This is a genomic window from Novosphingobium nitrogenifigens DSM 19370, assembly GCF_000192575.1.
Lineage (GTDB): Bacteria > Pseudomonadota > Alphaproteobacteria > Sphingomonadales > Sphingomonadaceae > Novosphingobium > Novosphingobium nitrogenifigens.
Genome location: NZ_GL876935.1, coordinates 181,046 through 199,214, shown reverse-complemented (window position 1 = coordinate 199,214; position 18,169 = coordinate 181,046). Strand labels below are relative to the sequence as shown.

The 18,169-nt window shown below is 64.3% G+C and carries 15 protein-coding genes and 1 tRNA gene; 9 read left to right on the top strand and 7 right to left on the bottom strand.

The annotated features are described in order from the left end of the window. The first annotated feature begins 11 nt into the window (after window positions 1-11). Entirely contained in the window at window positions 12-440 is a 429-nt protein-coding gene (locus Y88_RS17090) for an organic hydroperoxide resistance protein (RefSeq protein ID WP_008071524.1), read from the top strand. 111 nt (window positions 441-551) lie between these two features. After that, window positions 552-1,826, top strand: coding sequence for a C4-dicarboxylate transporter DctA (dctA, locus tag Y88_RS17085; protein ID WP_008071522.1), 1,275 nt, complete (start codon window positions 552-554; stop codon window positions 1,824-1,826). Between the two features lie 308 nt (window positions 1,827-2,134). Here dctA and Y88_RS17080 read toward each other — a convergent pair whose 3' ends face one another. From Y88_RS17080 to Y88_RS17070, 3 genes are all read right to left on the bottom strand, one after another. Further along, on the bottom strand, window positions 2,135-3,526 hold the full coding sequence (locus tag Y88_RS17080) for an NAD-dependent succinate-semialdehyde dehydrogenase (protein ID WP_018075604.1): 1,392 nt from the start codon (window positions 3,524-3,526) through the stop codon (window positions 2,135-2,137). A gap of 253 nt (window positions 3,527-3,779) precedes the next feature. Beyond that, a tRNA-Gln gene (locus tag Y88_RS17075) sits at window positions 3,780-3,854 on the bottom strand. A gap of 77 nt (window positions 3,855-3,931) precedes the next feature. Next, window positions 3,932-4,609, bottom strand: a complete 678-nt coding sequence (locus Y88_RS17070) for an HAD family hydrolase (protein WP_008071520.1) — start codon at window positions 4,607-4,609, stop codon at window positions 3,932-3,934. 62 nt (window positions 4,610-4,671) lie between these two features. Between Y88_RS17070 and glmU the strand changes: the two genes are divergently transcribed. The 7 genes from glmU to Y88_RS17035 all read left to right on the top strand — a co-directional run bounded on the left by glmU (window position 4,672) and on the right by Y88_RS17035 (window position 12,700). Next, window positions 4,672-6,072, top strand: a complete 1,401-nt coding sequence (gene glmU, locus Y88_RS17065) for a bifunctional UDP-N-acetylglucosamine diphosphorylase/glucosamine-1-phosphate N-acetyltransferase GlmU (RefSeq protein WP_050805646.1) — start codon at window positions 4,672-4,674, stop codon at window positions 6,070-6,072. Between the two features lie 23 nt (window positions 6,073-6,095). Then, entirely contained in the window at window positions 6,096-6,554 is a 459-nt protein-coding gene (locus tag Y88_RS17060; protein WP_008071513.1) for a DUF3291 domain-containing protein, read from the top strand. 33 nt (window positions 6,555-6,587) lie between these two features. Continuing rightward, a complete protein-coding gene (locus tag Y88_RS17055; RefSeq protein WP_008071511.1) occupies window positions 6,588-6,794 on the top strand; it encodes a ribbon-helix-helix domain-containing protein in 207 nt (68 codons plus the stop codon). After that, entirely contained in the window at window positions 6,791-7,159 is a 369-nt protein-coding gene (locus tag Y88_RS17050) for a PIN domain-containing protein (protein WP_008071509.1), read from the top strand. Before Y88_RS17055 ends, Y88_RS17050 begins: the two co-directional genes overlap by 4 nt. A 37-nt stretch (window positions 7,160-7,196) precedes the next feature. Continuing rightward, window positions 7,197-9,020, top strand: a complete 1,824-nt coding sequence (gene glmS / locus Y88_RS17045) for a glutamine--fructose-6-phosphate transaminase (isomerizing) (RefSeq protein ID WP_008071502.1) — start codon at window positions 7,197-7,199, stop codon at window positions 9,018-9,020. A gap of 113 nt (window positions 9,021-9,133) precedes the next feature. Beyond that, window positions 9,134-11,548, top strand: a complete 2,415-nt coding sequence (locus tag Y88_RS17040) for a putative bifunctional diguanylate cyclase/phosphodiesterase (RefSeq protein WP_008071500.1) — start codon at window positions 9,134-9,136, stop codon at window positions 11,546-11,548. A 135-nt stretch (window positions 11,549-11,683) separates the two neighbouring features. Beyond that, complete coding sequence (locus Y88_RS17035) at window positions 11,684-12,700, top strand: ion channel (RefSeq protein WP_232281131.1); 1,017 nt, start codon at window positions 11,684-11,686, stop codon at window positions 12,698-12,700. 81 nt (window positions 12,701-12,781) lie between these two features. On the opposite strand, the gene purQ is transcribed toward Y88_RS17035, so the two are convergent. The 4 genes from purQ to Y88_RS17015 form a co-directional block, all read right to left on the bottom strand. Further along, the gene (purQ, locus tag Y88_RS17030; RefSeq protein WP_008071497.1) at window positions 12,782-13,462 is read right to left on the bottom strand and encodes a phosphoribosylformylglycinamidine synthase subunit PurQ; all 681 of its coding nucleotides are present in this window, start codon (window positions 13,460-13,462) and stop codon (window positions 12,782-12,784) included. Between the two features lie 3 nt (window positions 13,463-13,465). Then, complete coding sequence (gene purS / locus Y88_RS17025) at window positions 13,466-13,699, bottom strand: phosphoribosylformylglycinamidine synthase subunit PurS (RefSeq protein ID WP_008071494.1); 234 nt, start codon at window positions 13,697-13,699, stop codon at window positions 13,466-13,468. 123 nt (window positions 13,700-13,822) lie between these two features. Continuing rightward, the gene (locus Y88_RS17020) at window positions 13,823-15,226 is read right to left on the bottom strand and encodes an amidase (RefSeq protein WP_008071492.1); all 1,404 of its coding nucleotides are present in this window, start codon (window positions 15,224-15,226) and stop codon (window positions 13,823-13,825) included. A gap of 73 nt (window positions 15,227-15,299) precedes the next feature. Then, entirely contained in the window at window positions 15,300-18,152 is a 2,853-nt protein-coding gene (locus Y88_RS17015; protein ID WP_008071490.1) for a M16 family metallopeptidase, read from the bottom strand. Between the last annotated feature and the right edge of the window lie 17 nt (window positions 18,153-18,169).

The window sequence follows — 18,169 nt, the reverse complement described above, 5'->3', positions numbered from 1 at the left end:
GGAGACCCGTCATGTCGATTACCCCTCTCTATACCACTCACGCCACGGCAACCGGCGGACGCGACGGTCGCGCCCGCACCACTGACGGTTCGTTCGAAGTCACTTTGGCAACGCCCAAGGAGCTGGGCGGTAACGGCGCTGGCAACAATCCCGAACAGCTCTTCGCGGCCGGCTATGCCGCCTGCTTCATCGGCGCGATCAAGTATGCGGCCAGTCAGGACAAGAACTTGCCCCGCGTACCCGTCGATGTTTCGGTGACCTCGACCGTGGGGATCGGTCCTCGTGCCGAAGGCGGTTTTGGCCTCACCGTTGCTCTGGAAGTGAGCCTGCCGGGCGTCGAACGCGCAGGTGGCGAAGAACTGATCGCCCGTGCGCATCAGATCTGCCCCTATAGCCATGCGACCCGCGGCAATATCGACGTTGTGCTCACGCTGGCCTGACGGAATGCGACGAAAGGGGGAGGGGCGGCCCGATGCCGTTCCCTCTTTTTCGCGCGCGCCGGGTGAGGGGCAGTGCTAACGCGTGGGGACGTCGATCCCCCGCACGAGGCCATGCCGTTGTTGTCCCGTCTTTTCCGCGCCTTGCGCCCGCTTCCCGTTCAGGTTCTCATCGCCATTGTCGCCGGCATCGTGGTCGGGACCCTGGCGCCGGGCGTGGGCGAAAATATGCGCATCCTCGGCGACATTTTCGTCAAGCTCGTGCGGATGGTGATCGCCCCGGTCATTTTCGTCTCGATCGTCACCGGGATTGCCGGAATGCGGGATCTCGCTGCATTGGGCCGCGTCGCGGCACGGGCTTTCGGCTATTTCGCGGTGCTTTCGCTCGTGGCCCTGGCGCTTGGCCTGGTCATGGCCAATCTCGTGCATCCGGGCAGCGGTTTCGCGATCGCTCCGGGGGCGCTCGATCCCGGCAAGGTCGCCGATTTCGCGGCCAAGGCGCACGAAGTGACGCTGACCGGGTTCTTTACCGGGCTTGTTCCCGACACTTTGCTGTCCTCGCAAACCGACGGGAATATCCTTCAGGTTCTGGTCGTTGCGGTCCTGTTCGGTGTCGCGCTGGCCACCACACCGTCTCATGCCGCGCGTCTGCAGGGCTTGCTCGAAGACATTGCCGCCGTACTGTTCCGGCTGGTCGCGATCCTGATGCGTGCGGCCCCGGTGGGGGCATTCGGCGCAATGGCGTTTACCGTGGGCAAGTTCGGTCTGGCCGCGCTCGCCCATCTCGCGGCGCTGGTGGCGACATTCTACCTGACGTCACTGCTCTTCGTGTTCGGGGTGCTGGGGCTGGTCGCGCGGGTGGCGGGCTTCTCGATCTTTCGCCTCGTCCGCTATCTCGGGCATGAACTGCTGCTGGTGTTCGGCACTTCTTCGTCCGAAAGCGCCTTGCCGGGGCTCATGGAAAAGCTCGAAGCGGCCGGTTGTCCCCGCGCGGTCGTCGGTGTGGTCGTGCCCACGGGCTACAGTTTCAATCTGGACGGCACCAATATCTACATGACGCTGGCCGCGCTGTTCATTGCACAGGCTTGCCACGTCGAGCTGACCGCCGGACAGCAGATCCTCCTGCTCGGCGTCGCCATGCTTTCGTCCAAGGGGGCGGCGGGCGTGACCGGCGCGGGCTTCATCACGCTGGCTGCGACGCTGGCGATCGTCCCGGCCGTGCCGATCGCGGGCATGACTCTCATCCTCGGGGTCGACCGGTTCATGTCCGAATGCCGCAGCCTCACCAACTTCATGGGCAATGCGGTGGCCTGCATCGTCGTCTCGTGGTGGGAAGGCACACTTGACCGCGAGCGCCTCTCCGCAGCGCTTTCGCCCGCCAGGCGGTAGAGCCCGAAGGCTCGGTCGGATTTGGTGTAGAACCATTTTGGCAGGGAAAGCCTCTGGCGAGTGTTCCCGCCTTCGCGGCATACCGTTCATGGATCGGATCGGGGACTGCCGCTCGTGGCCACGCTTCCGCGGACAGGGTTCCGCACCGTCATTCTGCGCGCTTTCCATCCCGTTCATTGGGTAATAAGGGGCGTATTGCACCGTCGCATGGCCTGTCCGCACGGAACGCCCGGCTGCTGGGGGAACACTTGTTCGCAGTGTCAGCGCGAAGCGGGTTGGTGATCGCCCGAAGCAGCCGGATTTCAGGGTCAGAACGGCGCGTCGATGTCGACTACGTCGATCAGCTTGTGATTGACGAATTCCCGGATGCCGAGCCCGATCAATTCTCGACCATAGCCTGATCGGCGCAGCCCGCCGAAGGGCAGATCCGCTTTCACCATCGTCGGGTGATTGACGAAAACCATACCGGTCGAAACTTGACGCGCGACAAGGGCGCCGTGGGCAGGATCACCGGTGAAGACCGACCCGCCAAGGCCGAAAGGTGAGTCGTTGGCAATCCGGATGGCGTCGGCTTCATCCTTCGCCCGGAAAAGCATCGATATCGGACCAAAAAATTCCCAGTAGCGCGCCGGATTGTCCGGGCCGATATCGGTCAGGATCGTGGGTTGCACAAAGGCGCCCTGCGCGGGAACCTCCGGGCCGACCGACGTGGCGGTGGCGCCGTGTTCGAGTGCACGGCGGATCATGTTCCTGACATCGTCGGCGGCTTTCTGAGACGAAAGCGGAGCCAGCGTGGTGCTCGCATCGAACGGGTCACCCATGCGCAGGCGAGCAACTTCGGCGGTGTAGCGGACGAGAAACGCGTCGTAGATTTCGTCGACAAGGATCATCCGCTTGGACGAGACGCAGACTTGCCCTGCATTCCAGTGGCGGCCGAACACGGCCCATCTGACGGTCTTGTCGAGATCCGCGTCAGCAAGAACGATGAACGCGTCTGCACCACCGAGTTCCATGGTGGATTTCTTGAGCGCCTTGCCCGCAATCGCGGCCACTTGCGCGCCTGCCGCTTCCGATCCGGTCAACGCGACGCCGTGGACGCGCGGATCGTTGAGAATGCGTTCGACCTGATCGTGTCCGGCATAAAGATTGATGAACGCACCGGCAGGCAGCCCGGCCTCGTCCATCAACCGTTCGAATGCCGCCGCGCATTGCGGTACGTTGGACGCATGCTTGAGCAGGATGGTATTGCCTGCCGACAGTTGCGGCGCGATGATCCGTGCGATCTGGTAATAGGGGAAGTTCCAGGGCTCGATCGCCAGCAGGACGCCCAGAGGATCGCAGACCAGCGTGGCTTCGCCTTCTGCCGGATCGGCGACGGGAAGCCGTTCGGGGGCGAGCAGTGCTTCGGTATGGCGCGCATAATATTCGAAAATCGCGGCGGACAGCTCGACTTCGGCTCTCGCTTCGCTCAACAACTTGCCCATTTCCAGCGTGAGCAGGGGGGCATAAGTGTCGATGTCACGACGCAGGATGTCGGCTGCTGCCTGCATGATTTTCGCGCGTGCGACGAACGACGTCTCGCGCCACGACAGGAACGCCTGATGGGCGTGCCCGATGGCCGTCGTCACTTCGTCATCGGTCGCGGTGGGAAATGTCGCGAGCACCTCGCCGGTATAGGGATTGGTCGTCGCAAAAGGCATGCTGCACTCCGAATCTCAGGGCAGCGCAAGGTTTCGGCGACGGTGGGCGCTTCCCACGACGCGGCCCGGCCTTGCGTCTGCCGGATCGAATGGAGTTAGTACTCGGGAAGGGGCCTCACTAGACCGTCCACATTGCATGGGCCCATGAATGTACCTCATGAATGTCGCAAGAGAATCGGGCCAAGCGTCATCGCGTCGCTATCCGATTCTGACGGATTTCAGCGCAAGCGGGCGGTGCGTGGGTGAGGGATGCTGGCTGGGGCGGCAGGATTCGAACCTGCGAATGTCGGTACCAAAAACCGATGCCTTACCACTTGGCGACGCCCCAGCAGGAGAAGCGCGCATATAGCGGTAAGGACGCGGTTGAAAAGGGGGGATGATGCCCTTTTGCCCGATTGGGTGCGATCAGGCCGTCGCGAGGTGCTCCAGCGTGGGGATCAACTCGTCGAAATGGTCGATGACGGCGTCCGCGCCCAGTTCACGCGGGGGCAGGTCGCAGAAGCCGAAGCTGACGGCAACGACGGGGAGCCCGGCGGCTTTGGCGGCACCGACATCGTACGTCGTGTCGCCGACGAAAGCGGCACGACTGGCGCCGGTGCGGCGGACCATTTCGAACAACATGTCGGGTTTGGGCTTGGCGCGGTCGAGGCCGAGCGTATCGCCGCCGATGATGGTAGCAAGGCGGGGCGTGAGGCCAAGTTCGTCGAACAGGCGCCGGGCCAGTGCCTCGCGCTTGTTGGTGGCGACCGCGATTTTTACGCCACGCGATTCGAGGTCGGACAGCATGGTTTCACCACCGGGATAGAGCGCGGTGTGGCGCGCGATGTTGTTCGCGTAGAACGAGACCAGTTCCTCGGTGAGCCCCGGCAGTTCGGCTTCGTCGATGCCGCCCGTGCGCATCAGCCCGCCGCGCAGCATCTGTCCGGTGCCGCCGCCGATCAGGCTGCGCACGTCCTCGAGCGGGATCGTCGGTCGCCCGGCGAGGGAGAGAGCGTGGTTGAGAGCATGCCCGAGGTCGTACGCGGTATCGAGCAGCGTTCCGTCGAGATCGAATCCGACGACATCAAAAGGAAAATCAGCCATCGCAGGGGTCCGTGCCCGACCCTTCTGGAAACTGCAAGAAAATGCTGGCAAGGACATCGACCATGACCCAAAGCACGCCTGCATCCGCCGCTTCGCTCGCTCCCCTTGCCTCTGCCCCCCTTGCTATCGTCGTTCTTGCTGCGGGCAAGGGCACACGGATGAAAAGCGACCTGCACAAGGTGCTGCATCCGATCGCCGGACGCCCCATGCTCAAGCATCTTCTGGCGAGCGCGGCCGAACTTGCGCCCCAGCATCAGGTGGTGGTGGTCGGCAGCGGTCGCGAGCAATTGGAAAAGGCCCTGGGCGAGACCGCGACAATCGCGGTGCAGGAGCCGCAGCACGGGACCGGTCACGCGGTGCAGCAGGCCCAGGGCGCGCTTGCTGGATTTTCGGGCGATGTGCTGGTGCTCTATGGCGACGTGCCGTTCGTGCGGGCTTCGACCATGCAGGCGATGCTGGAGCGATTGCATGCGGCCGATGAACCGGCCGTGGTGGTGCTGGGCTTCGAACCGGACGATGCGCTCGCCTATGGCCGGGTGATCGCGCAGGATGGACTGGTCGCGAAAATGGTCGAGTTCAAGGATGCCGACGCGCAAGAGCGGGCGTGCACCTTGTGCAATTCGGGGCTGCTGGCCGCGCGGGCGGAGGATCTTTTTGCCCTGCTCGAACGGGTCGGCAACAACAATGCGCAGGGCGAATATTACCTGCCTGACATCGTCAACATCGCGATTGCCGATGGGCGTACGGCCGCAGTGGTGACGACCGACGATCCTGACGAAGTGGCCGGTATCAACAGCCGTTCCGAACTTGCCGCGGCCGAAGCGCGTTGGCAGGGGCGCCGCCGTGAACGGGCGATGGCCGACGGGGCGACGCTGGTCGCGCCCGAAACGGTTTGGTTCGCCTGGGACACGGTCGTCGGGCGCGATGTCACGATCGAACAGAACGTCGTGTTCGGGCCCGGCGTGGTCGTGGCCGACAAGGTCGTGATCCACGCGTTCAGCCATATCGAAGGCGCGCGGATCGCAAGCGGGGTTTCGGTCGGGCCGTTTGCCCGCCTGCGTCCTGGTGCGGACCTTGCCGAAGGAAGCCGCGTCGGCAATTTCGTCGAAGTGAAGAATGCGCGGTTGGGCGAAGGGGCCAAGGCCAATCACTTGACCTATCTCGGGGATGCCGAGATAGGCGCCCATGCCAATATCGGCGCGGGGACGATCACCTGCAATTACGACGGCTATTTCAAGTATCGCACGGTGATCGGCGAGCGGGCCTTCATCGGCTCGAATTCCTCGCTGATCGCGCCGGTGCGGATCGGCGCCGACGCCATCGTGGCTGCCGGCAGTGCGGTCAGCCGCGACGTGTCGGACGGCGAACTGCGGCTGGTCCGGGCCGAACAACTGATCAAGCCGGGCTGGGCCGACCGTTTCCACGACGCGATGAAGCGCAAGAAAGCCGAGAAGAAGGGCTGATCCACTGACGCTGAAAGACTTTGATGCCAATTGCCCAAATCAATATCGCACGGTTCGTTCGAGCCAAGGATGACCCGGCCAATGCGGCTTTCTTCGAGGCGCTCGATCATGTGAATGCCATGGCCGAGGCATCCGACGGCTTCATCTGGCGGTTGATCGGCGACGGCAACGATGCGACCGATCTCGAAGTGTTGCCCGGCGATCCGGACCTGATCGTCAATCTGTCGGTGTGGCGCGATGTTCCGGCGCTTGAGGCCTTTGCCTATCGGCAGGCAGACCATCGCGCGGTGCTGGCCCGGCGGCGGGAGTGGTTCGCGCCGATAGAGCCGGCGTTCGCGCTGTGGTCGGTGGACGAGGGGCATGTGCCGACCATTGGCGAGGGGATGGCGAAGCTTGATGAACTGGCGTGCAACGGTCCGGGCAAGGCTGTATTCACGTTTGGATGGTATCGGCAGAACCGGTCGGTATTTGAGGGGGATTGACGCGATATCATCACATGATATCGTAATGGCTCGATGACCCGTATCCTCGCCGACCTTTCCGAAGACGACATTCGCTGGCTCGACGCGCGTGCGGCCGAGCGCGGGATCTCGCGCGCGGCGCTGCTGCGCGAAGCAGTGGCGGGCTATCGTGGGCAGGTGCGCGCGGGTGGGATTGAGCAGTATTTCGGGATGTGGAGCGGCCGCGCAAGCGCCTCGGGTGACGGGGTCGGCAATCCATGAACGAAGCCGTTTTCGATCGTGACATCCTGCTCGATGCGCTGCACGGGCTGGGTGGGGCAGACGCGGAGCTTACCCGTTTTCCCCGCCGCTTTATCAGTCGCCTGACCTGGATCGACATGCTGACCGCCGCCTTGCCGGACGAAACGGCGCGGATCGAAGGGTTCCTGTCGCATTTCAGCGTGATCGACCTGAGCGAAGACATTGCCCGGCGCGCGGCGATGTTGCGGGGCGATCGCTGGCGGCTGGACCTTGCCGATGCGATCGTGCTGGCTTCGGCGCAGACGTCGGGGCGGATTCTGGTCACTCGCAACATTCGCGCGTTTCCGGCAACGATGCCGGGCATTCGCGTTCCCTATACTATCTAGCCCCGGGCTAAGAGCTCCGGATCGAGAGGCAGCAACCATGTGCGGAATTATCGGGATTGTCGGCAAGGAGCAGGTTGCCGATCGGCTGGTCGACGGCCTGCGTCGCATGGAATACCGCGGCTATGACAGCGCCGGGGTCTGCACGATCGACCACGGCGAACTGATCCGCCGCCGCGCCGAGGGGAAGCTTGCCAATCTGGTTACTGAACTGGCGCGCAATCCGGCGCCGGGCCTGGTCGGCATTGCCCATACGCGCTGGGCGACGCACGGCGCGCCCACGACGAACAACGCGCATCCCCATGCAACCGGGGAAGTGGCGCTCGTTCACAACGGCATCATCGAGAATTTCCGCCCCTTGCGCGAGGAACTGATCGCGCGCGGCCGCACGTTCGAAAGCGAGACCGACACCGAAGTCGTCGCGCATCTCGTGTCTGAACAGGTCGAGGCGGGACTGTCGCCCGAAGACGCGGTCAAGGTGGTCCTGCCGCGCCTGCGCGGGGCCTTTGCGCTGGCGATCGCGTTCCGCAGCCATCCCGATATCCTGATCGGTGCGCGTCTGGGGTCTCCGCTGGTCGTCGGCTATGGCGAGGGCGAAATGTTCCTCGGTTCCGACGCGCTGGCCCTGGCCCCGCTCACCCAGCGGGTCAGCTATCTCGAGGAAGGTGACTGGGTCGTCATCAGCCGCGAGGGCGCGCAGGTGTTCGACGTGCACAACACGCCGGTCAAGCGTGCGGTGGTGGCTTCGGGCGCGACGGCGGCTGCCATCGAGAAGGGCAATTATCGCCACTTCATGCAGAAGGAAATCTACGAGCAGCCGATCGTGGTTGCCCAGACGTTGCGTTCCTATCTGCGCCGGTATGAACAGGTGGTCTCGCTGCCGCAGATCGATTTCGATCTCGCCAGCATTCGCCGCGTGACCATCGTTGCCTGCGGCACCAGCTATTACGCAGGCATGGTTGCCAAGTACTGGTTCGAGCGGTTTGCCCGCCTGCCGGTGGACATCGATGTGGCGAGCGAATTCCGCTATCGCGATCCGGTTCTGGAGCCGGGCGGCCTTGCCCTGTTCATTTCGCAGTCGGGCGAGACTGCCGACACGCTTGCCGCGCTGCGTCATTGCAAGGCGGCGGGCCAGACCATTGCCGTCGTCGTCAATGTCCCGACCAGCAGCATGGCGCGTGAAGCCGACCTCCTCCTGCCCACGCATGCCGGTCCCGAAATCGGGGTTGCCTCGACCAAGGCGTTCACGTGCCAGCTTGCCGTGCTGGCGGCGCTCGCGGTTCATCTGGCGGTGAAGCGCGGGCTTATCACGCACGAGGAAGAAGCGCAGATCGTCGATCAGCTGGTCGAGACTCCGGCCGCGCTCAATGCGGCCCTTGCGCATGACGAGGAAATCGCGGCCATGGCGCCGTTGATCGCGCCTGCGCGCGACGTGCTCTATCTCGGGCGTGGGCCGGATTATCCGCTGGCCCTCGAAGGCGCGCTCAAGCTCAAGGAAATCAGCTATATCCACGCTGAAGGCTATGCCAGCGGCGAAATGAAGCACGGGCCGATCGCGTTGATCGACGAACAGGTTCCGGTGATCGTGCTTGCCCCGTCGGGGCCGCTGTTCGAAAAGACGGTTTCGAACATGCAGGAAGTGCGGGCTCGTGGCGGCAAGATCGTGCTGATTTCCGATGCCGAAGGGCTGGCCGAAGCGGGCGAGGGCTGCCTTGCCACGATCGAGATGCCCAAGGTTCACCCGCTGATCGCGCCGCTGGTTTATGCGGTGCCGGTGCAGCTCCTTGCTTATCACGTCGCCGTCGCCAAGGGCACCGACGTCGATCAGCCGCGCAATCTGGCCAAGTCGGTCACGGTCGAGTGATCCATGCGGGCGGTGGCATTGCCACCGCTCGTCACGCGCGAAAAGTTTCACTGAAACGGAAAACGGTTAGGTCCGCTTACCATTGGGCAACGAATGCCGTTTACGTTTGCCCTGTGACCCAAGTTCCGTCCCCACGATCTGTTCCCGAATTTGCCAATCCGGGCAAGCCGGCGCTCCCTTCGCGCCTGCCTTTGCTTGCGGTGCTGGGGCTGGCGGATCCGGTCGAGGGCGACTGGGCGCGGTTGCGCGGGCTTCAGCTTGCCGGTCTTACGCGTCAGTTGCCGGTGCGGATCATGGCCAATGCCCTTGCGGCGGTCCTGATGATTCGCGTGCTGCGGGAAACTGTCGGAAGCGTCTGGCTGGTCCTTTGGGGGATTGCCCTGATCGGGGCCGTGCTTGGCTCGATCATGCTCGATCGCCATCTCAATCCCGTCGATCAACGTCGCATCGATCTTTCCGTCATGCGGCGGCAGGCATCGGGAACGGCTGCGCTGGCGCTGGTCTGGGCCGTGCCGATCCTGTGTTTCGGGCCATGGCTCAACACTTCGCAACGCGGGGTGGTCTGGGCGATCATGGCCCTGCTGATCGCAGGGATGGGCTTTGCCTTTGCCGCCGTGCCTTTGGGCTCGCTCGTGTTCGGTCTGGTGCTCGGTCTTGCCGGGATCGGTTCGTTCTTTCTCTATGGCGAATATACGGCGGCGGCGGTTGCGGCCTGTTTCGTCATTTTCGTCGCGGTCGGCGTCGCTGAAGCGGCTCGCATCTTCCTTGACGGAAAACTTGCCGAAGCGGGGCTGGAGGACAAGGAAGAGGTCGTCTCGCTGCTCCTGCGCGAATTCGAGGAAGGCGAGGCGGACTGGCTGTGGCAGATCGATGCGACACGTCGCGTGCGCAACGTCTCCCCCCGGTTCGCTTTTGCGCTGGGCTACGAGGCCGACGACGTTGAAGGTAAACCGCTCATTCAGCTGATCGCGGGGGAAACCTGGGAAACCGGCTTTTTCCATCCCTCGCTCCACGACCTCGCCGAGCGGTTGAAGCGTCGGGAAAGTTTCAGCAACCTCATGGTTCGCGTGACGCTGAGTGACCAGCAACGCTGGTGGGAGCTGTCCGCCTCGCCGCGCACGGACGGCAACGGGGCTTTCATCGGCTTTCGCGGTGTCGGTTCGGACGTGACCGAGCGGCGCGAAAGCGAAGAGCAGATCGCCTATCTCGCCCGGTTCGACATGCTGACGGGGCTTCCCAATCGCATGCAGCTTACCGCTGCGCTCGACGAAGCCATGCGGCGGGCCGATCATTGGCGCGGGTGCTGTGCGTTCCTGATGATCGATCTCGACCGGTTCAAGGCAGTCAACGATACGCTCGGGCATCTCGTCGGGGATCGCCTGCTCAAAAGCGTTGCTGACCGGTTGCGCAACCTGGTCGGCGAATATGGCCTGTGCGGGCGGCTGGGCGGCGACGAATTCGCGATCGTTCTGGGGCAGGGGGTGGACAACGAGCGTGTCCATGCCGTCGCCGACCGCGTGATTGCCGGACTGTCGCAGCCCTACACCGTTGATCAGCACACCTTTTACATCGGCGCGAGTGTCGGGTCTGCGATCGGACCGCGCGATGGGGCGACAGTCGAAACGCTCATGCGCAATGCCGATCTTGCCCTCTATCGGGCCAAGGATGGCGGTGGCGGCGTCCACTGCGGCTATGAGCCCTCGCTCCATGCTGATGCGGAAGAGCGGCGCCAGCTCGAATTCGCGCTGCGCCATGCGCTGGAACGCGACGAATTTTCGCTGGTCTATCAGCCTGTCGTCGATGCCGAAACCGGCACGGTGGTCAGTTTCGAGGCTCTGGCCCGCTGGAAAAGTCCCGAACTCGGCCCGATCAGCCCATCCCGTTTCGTGCCGATTGCCGAGGACACCCGTCTCATCGTGCCGATCGGCGCCTGGGCTTTGCGTACGGCCTGTTTCGAGGCGGCGCGCTGGCCCGATCCGATCAAGATCGCGATCAATGTGTCGGGGGAGCAGCTGCTGGAAGCCGGTTTTGCCGACACCGTGATCAGTGCGCTCGCGGCCAGTGGATTGCCGCCGCATCGTCTGGAAATCGAAGTCACTGAAAGCGTGTTCCTGCGCGACGGCACCGTGGCCGAGGAAACGCTCCAGCGGATCATCGCGCTGGGGTGCGGCGTTGCGCTTGACGATTTCGGCACCGGCTATTCCTCGCTCGGCTATCTGCGCAAGATCCGCTTCTCGACGATCAAGGTCGACCGCAGCTTTGTTCAGGGCGCCGCGCGCTACAACCCGGAAAGCCTTGCCATCGTGCGGGCGGTTGTGGCCATGGCCGACAGTCTGGAAATGTCGACCACGGCCGAAGGCGTCGAAACCGAGGAAGAACTGGCGATGGTTCGCCAACTTGGTTGCCGCAAGATTCAGGGGTATTATTTCGGGCGCCCGATGACGACCGAAAAGGCCCGCGAACTGGTCGCTCCGCTCGCTCGCCAGACGCCCGAAGACGTGATCTATTCGTTGCGCGGCGTCGCGTGACGGCACAATTCGGCCCGATCGCTCTGGACCCTTGGCGATCATGGACCTAAAGGCCACACATCCGGGGGGATGGCGCAACCCAGTATAGGGCGGAGTTTGTGCATGGTCGCTTCGGTCGGAAAACGCCTGCGGAAGATGGGACGCCGGATCAAGGGGCGTCACGCGGCGGCAAAGGCCGGGCATTCGCTCACCGCTTTTCCGTCGGATCGCGCGACGCCGGACCTGACGACTCGCGAGGCGGTCCAGCGGTTCCGCTCTCATTTCATGGACGACAAGGATCATGGCGATGTCATTAGCCTCGGTCTCAAGCGCAACGACTGGTCGGATTTCTATTATCAGGCGCTGACGATGCCCTGGAGCGGGTTCGTCTTCGTTTCCGTAATCGGCTACATCTTCCTGAATTTCGTGTTCGCGCTGGCCTATTTCCCCCTGCGCGGCGAGTTCAATTCACCCCATCCGCTCGAACTGGTCGACCTGTTCTTTTTCAGCGTGCAGACGCTTTCGACCGTGGGATACGGCCTGATCGCGCCGATCGGACGCTTTGCCAACACGCTGGTCTCGCTCGAAGTCCTGTTGGGCATGATGATCAACGCGCTGTCGACCGGGGTGGTCTTCGCCCGTTTCGCCCGTCCGCGTGCCCGGATCATTTTCAGCAACAACGCGGTGATCAGCGCGGAAAACGGCATTCCCGCCCTGTGCATCCGCATCGCCAATTGTCGGCGCAGCGTGCTCTTGTCACTCGATGTGGAAGTGGCGCTGTCCAGCCTGAAGCTGGACGCCGAGGGGCATATCGGCCGTCATTTCGAGCCCCTGCCGCTGGTCCAGCCCCATGTGCCGGTCTTGCGTTTTGCGTTCGTGCTGGCCCATGTGATCGGCTCGGCAAGTCCGCTGTCGCGCTTTGCCGAGAATCCCGATTTCGAGGATATCGACGATCCTGAAGTCGTCGTGACGGTTACCGGCACCGACGAGGCCACCGGGCAGACGCTGTTCGCGCGAAAGGCCTACAGCCTTGAAAGCATCCTCCACAACCATCGCTTCACCGACATGATTGGCAAGGACAACAGCGGCATCATCTCGGTCGATTATGCGCGGTTCCACGGCACCGAAGCGCATCCGCCGTTCGTCGGCGAAGCCGATCGCCCGTCGGAATAGAATTCGGCAAACAGGGAAGGCGACATCCGGAATTCCGCGTCGAAGAGAATTCCGGACCGGGCGGAATTCCGGATCAGGCAATCAGGCCGAAACGCCGACCGCGCGCAGGACGCTTTCAAACAGGATGCGGCCGTCGCTGCCGCCCTGTGCGTCTTCGATCATGCGTTCGGGGTGAGGCATCATGCCAAGCACGTTGCCAGCTTCATTGATTACCCCGGCGATGTCGCGCTGCGATCCGTTCACCGGTTCGGCATAGCGGAACGCGACGCGGCCTTCGCCTTCGAGACGGTCGAGCGTCTCGGCATCGGCGTAGTAGTTGCCGTCGTGGTGGGCGACCGGGATCACGATCTTCTGATCCTTGAAATAGCCGCCGGTAAAGATCGACTGGCTGGTTCCCACAGTCAGGGAGACGTTGCGGCAGATGAACCGCTGTCCGGCATTGCGCAGCAGCGCGCCGGGCAGGAGCCCCGCTTCGGTCAGGACCTGGAAACCGTTGCACACGCCCAGAACCGCAACGCCGCGTGCGGCAGCCGCGATCACGGCCTGCATGATCGGCGAGCGGGCGGCCATGGCGCCCGAGCGCAAGTAGTCGCCATAGGAGAACCCGCCGGGCAGCGCGATGAAATCGAGCCCGTCAGGCAGCGCGGCATCGCCGTGCCAGACGCGATGGACAGTACCGCCGGTGATCTCTTCGATCGCCACGGCCATGTCGCGGTCGCAGTTCGAACCGGGAAAGGTGATGACGGCGGCGGTGAAAGCCATGGTTCAGGCCACCTTTTCGATGCGGTAGTTTTCGATGACCATGTTGGCGAGCAGCTTGCGGCACATTTCGTCGAGCGCTTCGTCGGTGACGGTCGAGGCGACGTCGAGCTCGATCAGGCGACCGGCGCGGACATCGTTGATCCCGGCAAAGCCCATGCCTTCCAGAGCATGGTGGATCGCGCGACCCTGGGGGTCGAGCACGCCGTTCTTCAGGCTGACATGGACGCGGACTTTCATCGCTCAGGCACTTTCATCAGGACACCTTGGGCGGGCAGGTCGTGCCGGGACGCAAGGCGTGGTCGGATTCGTCAAGCTGGCCTATGCCCGCAGCGGCCGCGAAGGGCAAGCTGCGGCGGCGCATCAGGCCCGAGGAAGTGGCCAGGGGCGTTGTTCATCGCGCGCGGTCTCGAACCATTGTGCAACACGCAGGACTCCGAGATCGTCGAAACGGGCTCCCGCGATCTGCAGCCCGATCGGAAGGCCCCCGGCGGTATAGCCGCAATTGATCGAGGCGGCGGGTTGCTCGGTCATGTTGAGCGGCATGGTATAGGCGATGTGATCGAACGGGCGCGCCGGATCATTGCTGGGCCCGGGCAGTTCGGCCGGGAACGCGGGCATCGGCGCAACCGGCGAGAGCACATAGTCGAACCGTTGGCTGAACCGCACGCCGATCTCGCGCATGGTCTGGAGCGCCTTGTACCCTTCATAAAGGGCAAGGCCGCCGATGTTCGCACCCGGTTCGACCCATTCCCGGATATAGGGCAGGATCCTTTCATAGCGGTCGCGGGGGAGATCCTTGGTCTCGGCCCAGAAACGCGCCCGGAAAAACGTGTCGAAGCCCTCGAACAGCTCCTCGGTCAGATAGGGCGCGACCGGCACAACATCGGCGCCGCCTGCCGCAAAGATCGCGCCCGCCCGCTCGATCGCGGCGCGCACTTCCGGTTCGACAGGGCTGCCCGCTCCGGCATCGATCATGAGGCCGATGCGCAAGCCCTTCACATCGCCCGACAGATCCATCCAGTCGATCTGTTGCGGCGGCAGGCTCGTGAAATCGCGCGCATCGGGCAGGCTCAGTGCCGTCATCATCAGCGCCGCGTCGGCCACTGTACGGGTCATCGGCCCGGCGCAGCGCCCCATATAGGGCGGATCGATCGGAATGCGTCCGTTCGAGGGCTTGAACCCGAAAATCCCGCACCATCCGGCGGGCAGACGCACCGATCCGCCGATGTCGGTGCCGATATGGAGCGGGCCATAGCCCGCCGCTGCCGCAGCGCCGGCTCCCGCGCTCGATCCGCCCGGATTGCAATCGAGCGCCCAGGGGTTGCGCGTCAGGGGATGCAGGCTCGAGAGCCCGGACGACAACATGCCGAAATCGGGCGCCGTCGTTTTCGCAAAGATCACCGCGCCCGCCTCGCGCAGGCGAGCTGCGGGCGGGGCATCCTCTGGCTCGGGGACAAGGATGCTGGCAGCGGTTCCCATGGGCTTGGGCACGCCCTTTGTCGCGATCATTTCCTTGACCGTGACCGGCACGCCGTCGAGCGGTCCGAGAGCAGTTCCGGTCCGCCAGCGGCTTTCAGCTTCGCGTGCGGTTGCGAGCGCGCCTTCGGGATCGAGCGCGTACGTCGCCGCGATGGCGCCTTCCCATGCATCGACGCGATCGAGTACTGCCTGCATCACGTCCACCGGCGACAGGGTTCCGGTCGCATAGGCCGCACTGAGCTCGATCGCGGGGAGATCGGCGAGCGAAAGGGCCGGTTCGGACATCAGGCGAACTCCTTGAAGTGGGCGGGAACTTATGACCTGTCGCGGGGCCGGTTCGGCGCCTTTGTTGGCGCGATCACGGGAAAGGCGCGGCTTGGGGCAGGACCAGCACTTCGACCGCACGGTCAGGATCGAGGAAACGCGCGGCGGCGGCCTGAACGTCGTGGGCGGTGATCCCGGCGAGCATGGCCTTTGCCCCGGTGAAACGCTCGATGTCGTGCGGGCGGGACTGCGCACGGTCGGCCATGGCGAGCCAGCCGCCGTTGCCTTTGAGCGCATTGTCGAGCCGCTGGGCGAGCGGGGCCCGGGCCCGGTTGATGAGATCGGGGTCGATGGGCCCGGCGATCAGGGCTGCAATGGTTTTGCGGAAAGCCGCGCGGGTGGCGGGGACATCACCGGTCGCGACCGAGGCCTGCACCGCGAACGTGCCCCAATGGCGCCAGACGTCCGATTGCGACGATGAGGCGCCGGGGGAATAGGATTTTCCCATCGCCTCGCGCACGGTGTCCTGGACCGCGATCGTGACGATGTCCTGCAAGAGGTCGAGCGTGAGCGAAAGGCGCGCGTCGCTGTCGTCGGTCGTCGGCCAGACCATGCGCACGATCGCCTGTTCCGCCGGTCCCTTGTGCCGGACGACCACCGGTCCGCGTCGGTCGGTAAAACGGCGTTCGTGCGGGAGGCTGTCGGTGCGGAATTCCGCCTCGCGCGGGGGAAGTGCGCCGAACGTGCGGCCGATCGCGGCAATCGTTGCCTCTTCGTCGCAATCTCCGACAAGGCCGATCTCGATCGCGCCGTGAGCGAGGCGGTCGCCGATGTCGCTGCGCAACCGCGCGAAGTTGAGTGCGCGATAGGCCGCTTCATCCTGAAGCGTAAAGCGCGGGTCTCCGTCCGACAGGATCCCGCCGAGTGCGTTCGCCATGGCCGATTGCGGGGTGGCATCGCGGCGGGCAAAGAAATTGGTCATGTTCTCGCGGAACAGCACTTCGGCTTCGGGACGGTAGCCCGGATCGCTGACCAACGCGGTGAGATAGGAAAGTTGCAGGGCCAGATCGCGGCGCGTGGTGGTGACGGTCGTGACGAAGGCATCGTCATCCGACGCAAGGCCACCCGAGACCGAGTGCCCGGCCAGCAAGGTCTGCAATTCGTCCTGGCTGTGTTTGCCAAGCCCCCCCTGGGCGAGCATCGGCACCATTTCGACCGCCAGCGGATTGGCGCGCGTGGCGACAAGATCGCCGCCGTCGATCGACAGGCGCAGCGAAATACGATCGCGGTCGAGATCGGTGTGCCGCAGGTTGAGGCGCACGCCATTGGCAAAGCGCACTTCGCGAATGCCGAGAAGGGGCTCGCGATGGTCGGAGACAACCGTGCCGGGGCGTCCGAAATCGCCATAACCGAATTGCCCGGTGACCGGCGTGAACGGCGCGGTCGCGGTATGCTGGGCTTCGTCCCATGCGGCGGCCATGGCCCGCGCTCCGCCTTCGGGCGCGTGACGCCCCTGAAACCGGATCAGCGGATGGTCGAGCGGCACTGCCTCTTCGCGCAACGCAGCCAGAACGCGTTCGGGCGTGATCGTGTCGGCATAGGCGTTGAAGCGGGCAAGGCCGCTTTGCGGGCTGGTCGGAACCTTGTCGTCGGTGACGAGCGCGATCGCCGATTGCACCAGTGTGCCATGAGGACGGGTATCGGCCTCGGCCGCCGCGTTTTCGAGGCTGGTGCGGATATTGGCGAGCTGTTCGGAGACTTCGGCCGGGGTGAACCCGTCGTTCAGCGCCTGCCGCAGGACGGCGGCGGCAGTGACGAGGCCGCGCTGCCACTTTCCGTCCTCGGTATCGACGACCAGATTGGTGGTGCGCCCGATATGGAACACTTCGCCGGTACCGAACCCGGCTCCCCGAAACGGCGGATCGCTGCGCCGGCTCAGGCTCTGGAACCGGCGGTTGACGATGGCATAGCCGATCTGGCGCAGCAGGTTGCGGCGACGATTGGCGATGGTGTCCGGCTCGTCGAGCCAGGGACCGATGCGCGAGGCCGTGACGCGTTCGGAAAGTGCGGGATCGGTCCAGATGTCGATGTGGTCGCGGCGTTTGGGTTCGACTTTGCCCTGATCGGAACGAGCCCGAGCGGTCGCCGCGTGCCAGTCGGCAAAATGGCCGGATACGGCCTGTTCGAGCGTGGCGAGGGGAAAATCACCGACCACGACCAGCGTTGCCTTTGCGGGCACGTAATGGGCTTGCCAGAAAGCGCGCAGGGCTTGTGCCCGGGCGCCGCCCACGGCCTGGGCCGTACCGATCGGCATGCGATTGCGATAGGTGGCGCGGGGGTAGAGGAACTTTGCCTGATCTTCCCAGTTCGCCAGTTGATAGCCTTTGCCGTCGCGCATCTCGGACAGCACGACACCGCGTTCGCGTTCGACTGCGCCGGGCGTGAACGACAGCTCGCTGGCGGTCTCGCGCATCAGCATCAGCGCGGTGTCGAGCAGGGCAGGGTCGGCGCGCGGCAGGTCGAGTTGATAGATCGTGTGTTCGAACGACGTCTGGGCATTGGTATCGGCGCCAAAGGCGAGCCCCTTGCGTTCGAGCAGGCGGATCATTTCGCCTTCGGGAACATGGGTGCTGCCGTTGAAGGCCATGTGTTCGACGAAGTGGGCAAAGCCGCGCTCGTCCTTGCCTTCGTCGAGCGATCCGGCATCGATCACCAGCCGGACCGAGGCGGTTCCGGCCGGGGTCCCGTTGTGGGCAAGGACATAGCGCATCCCGTTCGCCAGCTTGCCGAAATGGAGCGCCGGATCGGGCGCGAGATCGCTGGCGAGGAAGGCCCATTCCGGCTTGGGCGCGGCGGGAGAAGGGTGGGGGCCTTGCGCACACCCGGCGAGCAGGGCGGCGAGCAGCAGGACGAGTGGAGCGCGGCGGGGGGAAGCAGGAAGGATCATGATGCCTGCGTCTTGTG

What these genes read in the sequence shown, in the direction of transcription:
- Y88_RS17090 (WP_008071524.1), top strand. Translation starts at nt 12, where the DNA reads ATGTCGATTACCCCTCTCTATACCACTCACGCCACGGCAACCGGCGGA.
- dctA (WP_008071522.1), top strand. Translation starts at nt 552, where the DNA reads ATGCCGTTGTTGTCCCGTCTTTTCCGCGCCTTGCGCCCGCTTCCCGTT.
- Y88_RS17080 (WP_018075604.1), bottom strand. Translation starts at nt 3,526, where the DNA reads ATGCCTTTTGCGACGACCAATCCCTATACCGGCGAGGTGCTCGCGACA.
- Y88_RS17070 (WP_008071520.1), bottom strand. Translation starts at nt 4,609, where the DNA reads ATGGCTGATTTTCCTTTTGATGTCGTCGGATTCGATCTCGACGGAACG.
- glmU (WP_050805646.1), top strand. Translation starts at nt 4,672, where the DNA reads ATGACCCAAAGCACGCCTGCATCCGCCGCTTCGCTCGCTCCCCTTGCC.
- Y88_RS17060 (WP_008071513.1), top strand. Translation starts at nt 6,096, where the DNA reads ATGCCAATTGCCCAAATCAATATCGCACGGTTCGTTCGAGCCAAGGAT.
- Y88_RS17055 (WP_008071511.1), top strand. Translation starts at nt 6,588, where the DNA reads ATGACCCGTATCCTCGCCGACCTTTCCGAAGACGACATTCGCTGGCTC.
- Y88_RS17050 (WP_008071509.1), top strand. Translation starts at nt 6,791, where the DNA reads ATGAACGAAGCCGTTTTCGATCGTGACATCCTGCTCGATGCGCTGCAC.
- glmS (WP_008071502.1), top strand. Translation starts at nt 7,197, where the DNA reads ATGTGCGGAATTATCGGGATTGTCGGCAAGGAGCAGGTTGCCGATCGG.
- Y88_RS17035 (WP_232281131.1), top strand. Translation starts at nt 11,684, where the DNA reads ATGGGACGCCGGATCAAGGGGCGTCACGCGGCGGCAAAGGCCGGGCAT.
- purQ (WP_008071497.1), bottom strand. Translation starts at nt 13,462, where the DNA reads ATGGCTTTCACCGCCGCCGTCATCACCTTTCCCGGTTCGAACTGCGAC.
- purS (WP_008071494.1), bottom strand. Translation starts at nt 13,699, where the DNA reads ATGAAAGTCCGCGTCCATGTCAGCCTGAAGAACGGCGTGCTCGACCCC.
- Y88_RS17020 (WP_008071492.1), bottom strand. Translation starts at nt 15,226, where the DNA reads ATGTCCGAACCGGCCCTTTCGCTCGCCGATCTCCCCGCGATCGAGCTC.
- Y88_RS17015 (WP_008071490.1), bottom strand. Translation starts at nt 18,152, where the DNA reads ATGATCCTTCCTGCTTCCCCCCGCCGCGCTCCACTCGTCCTGCTGCTC.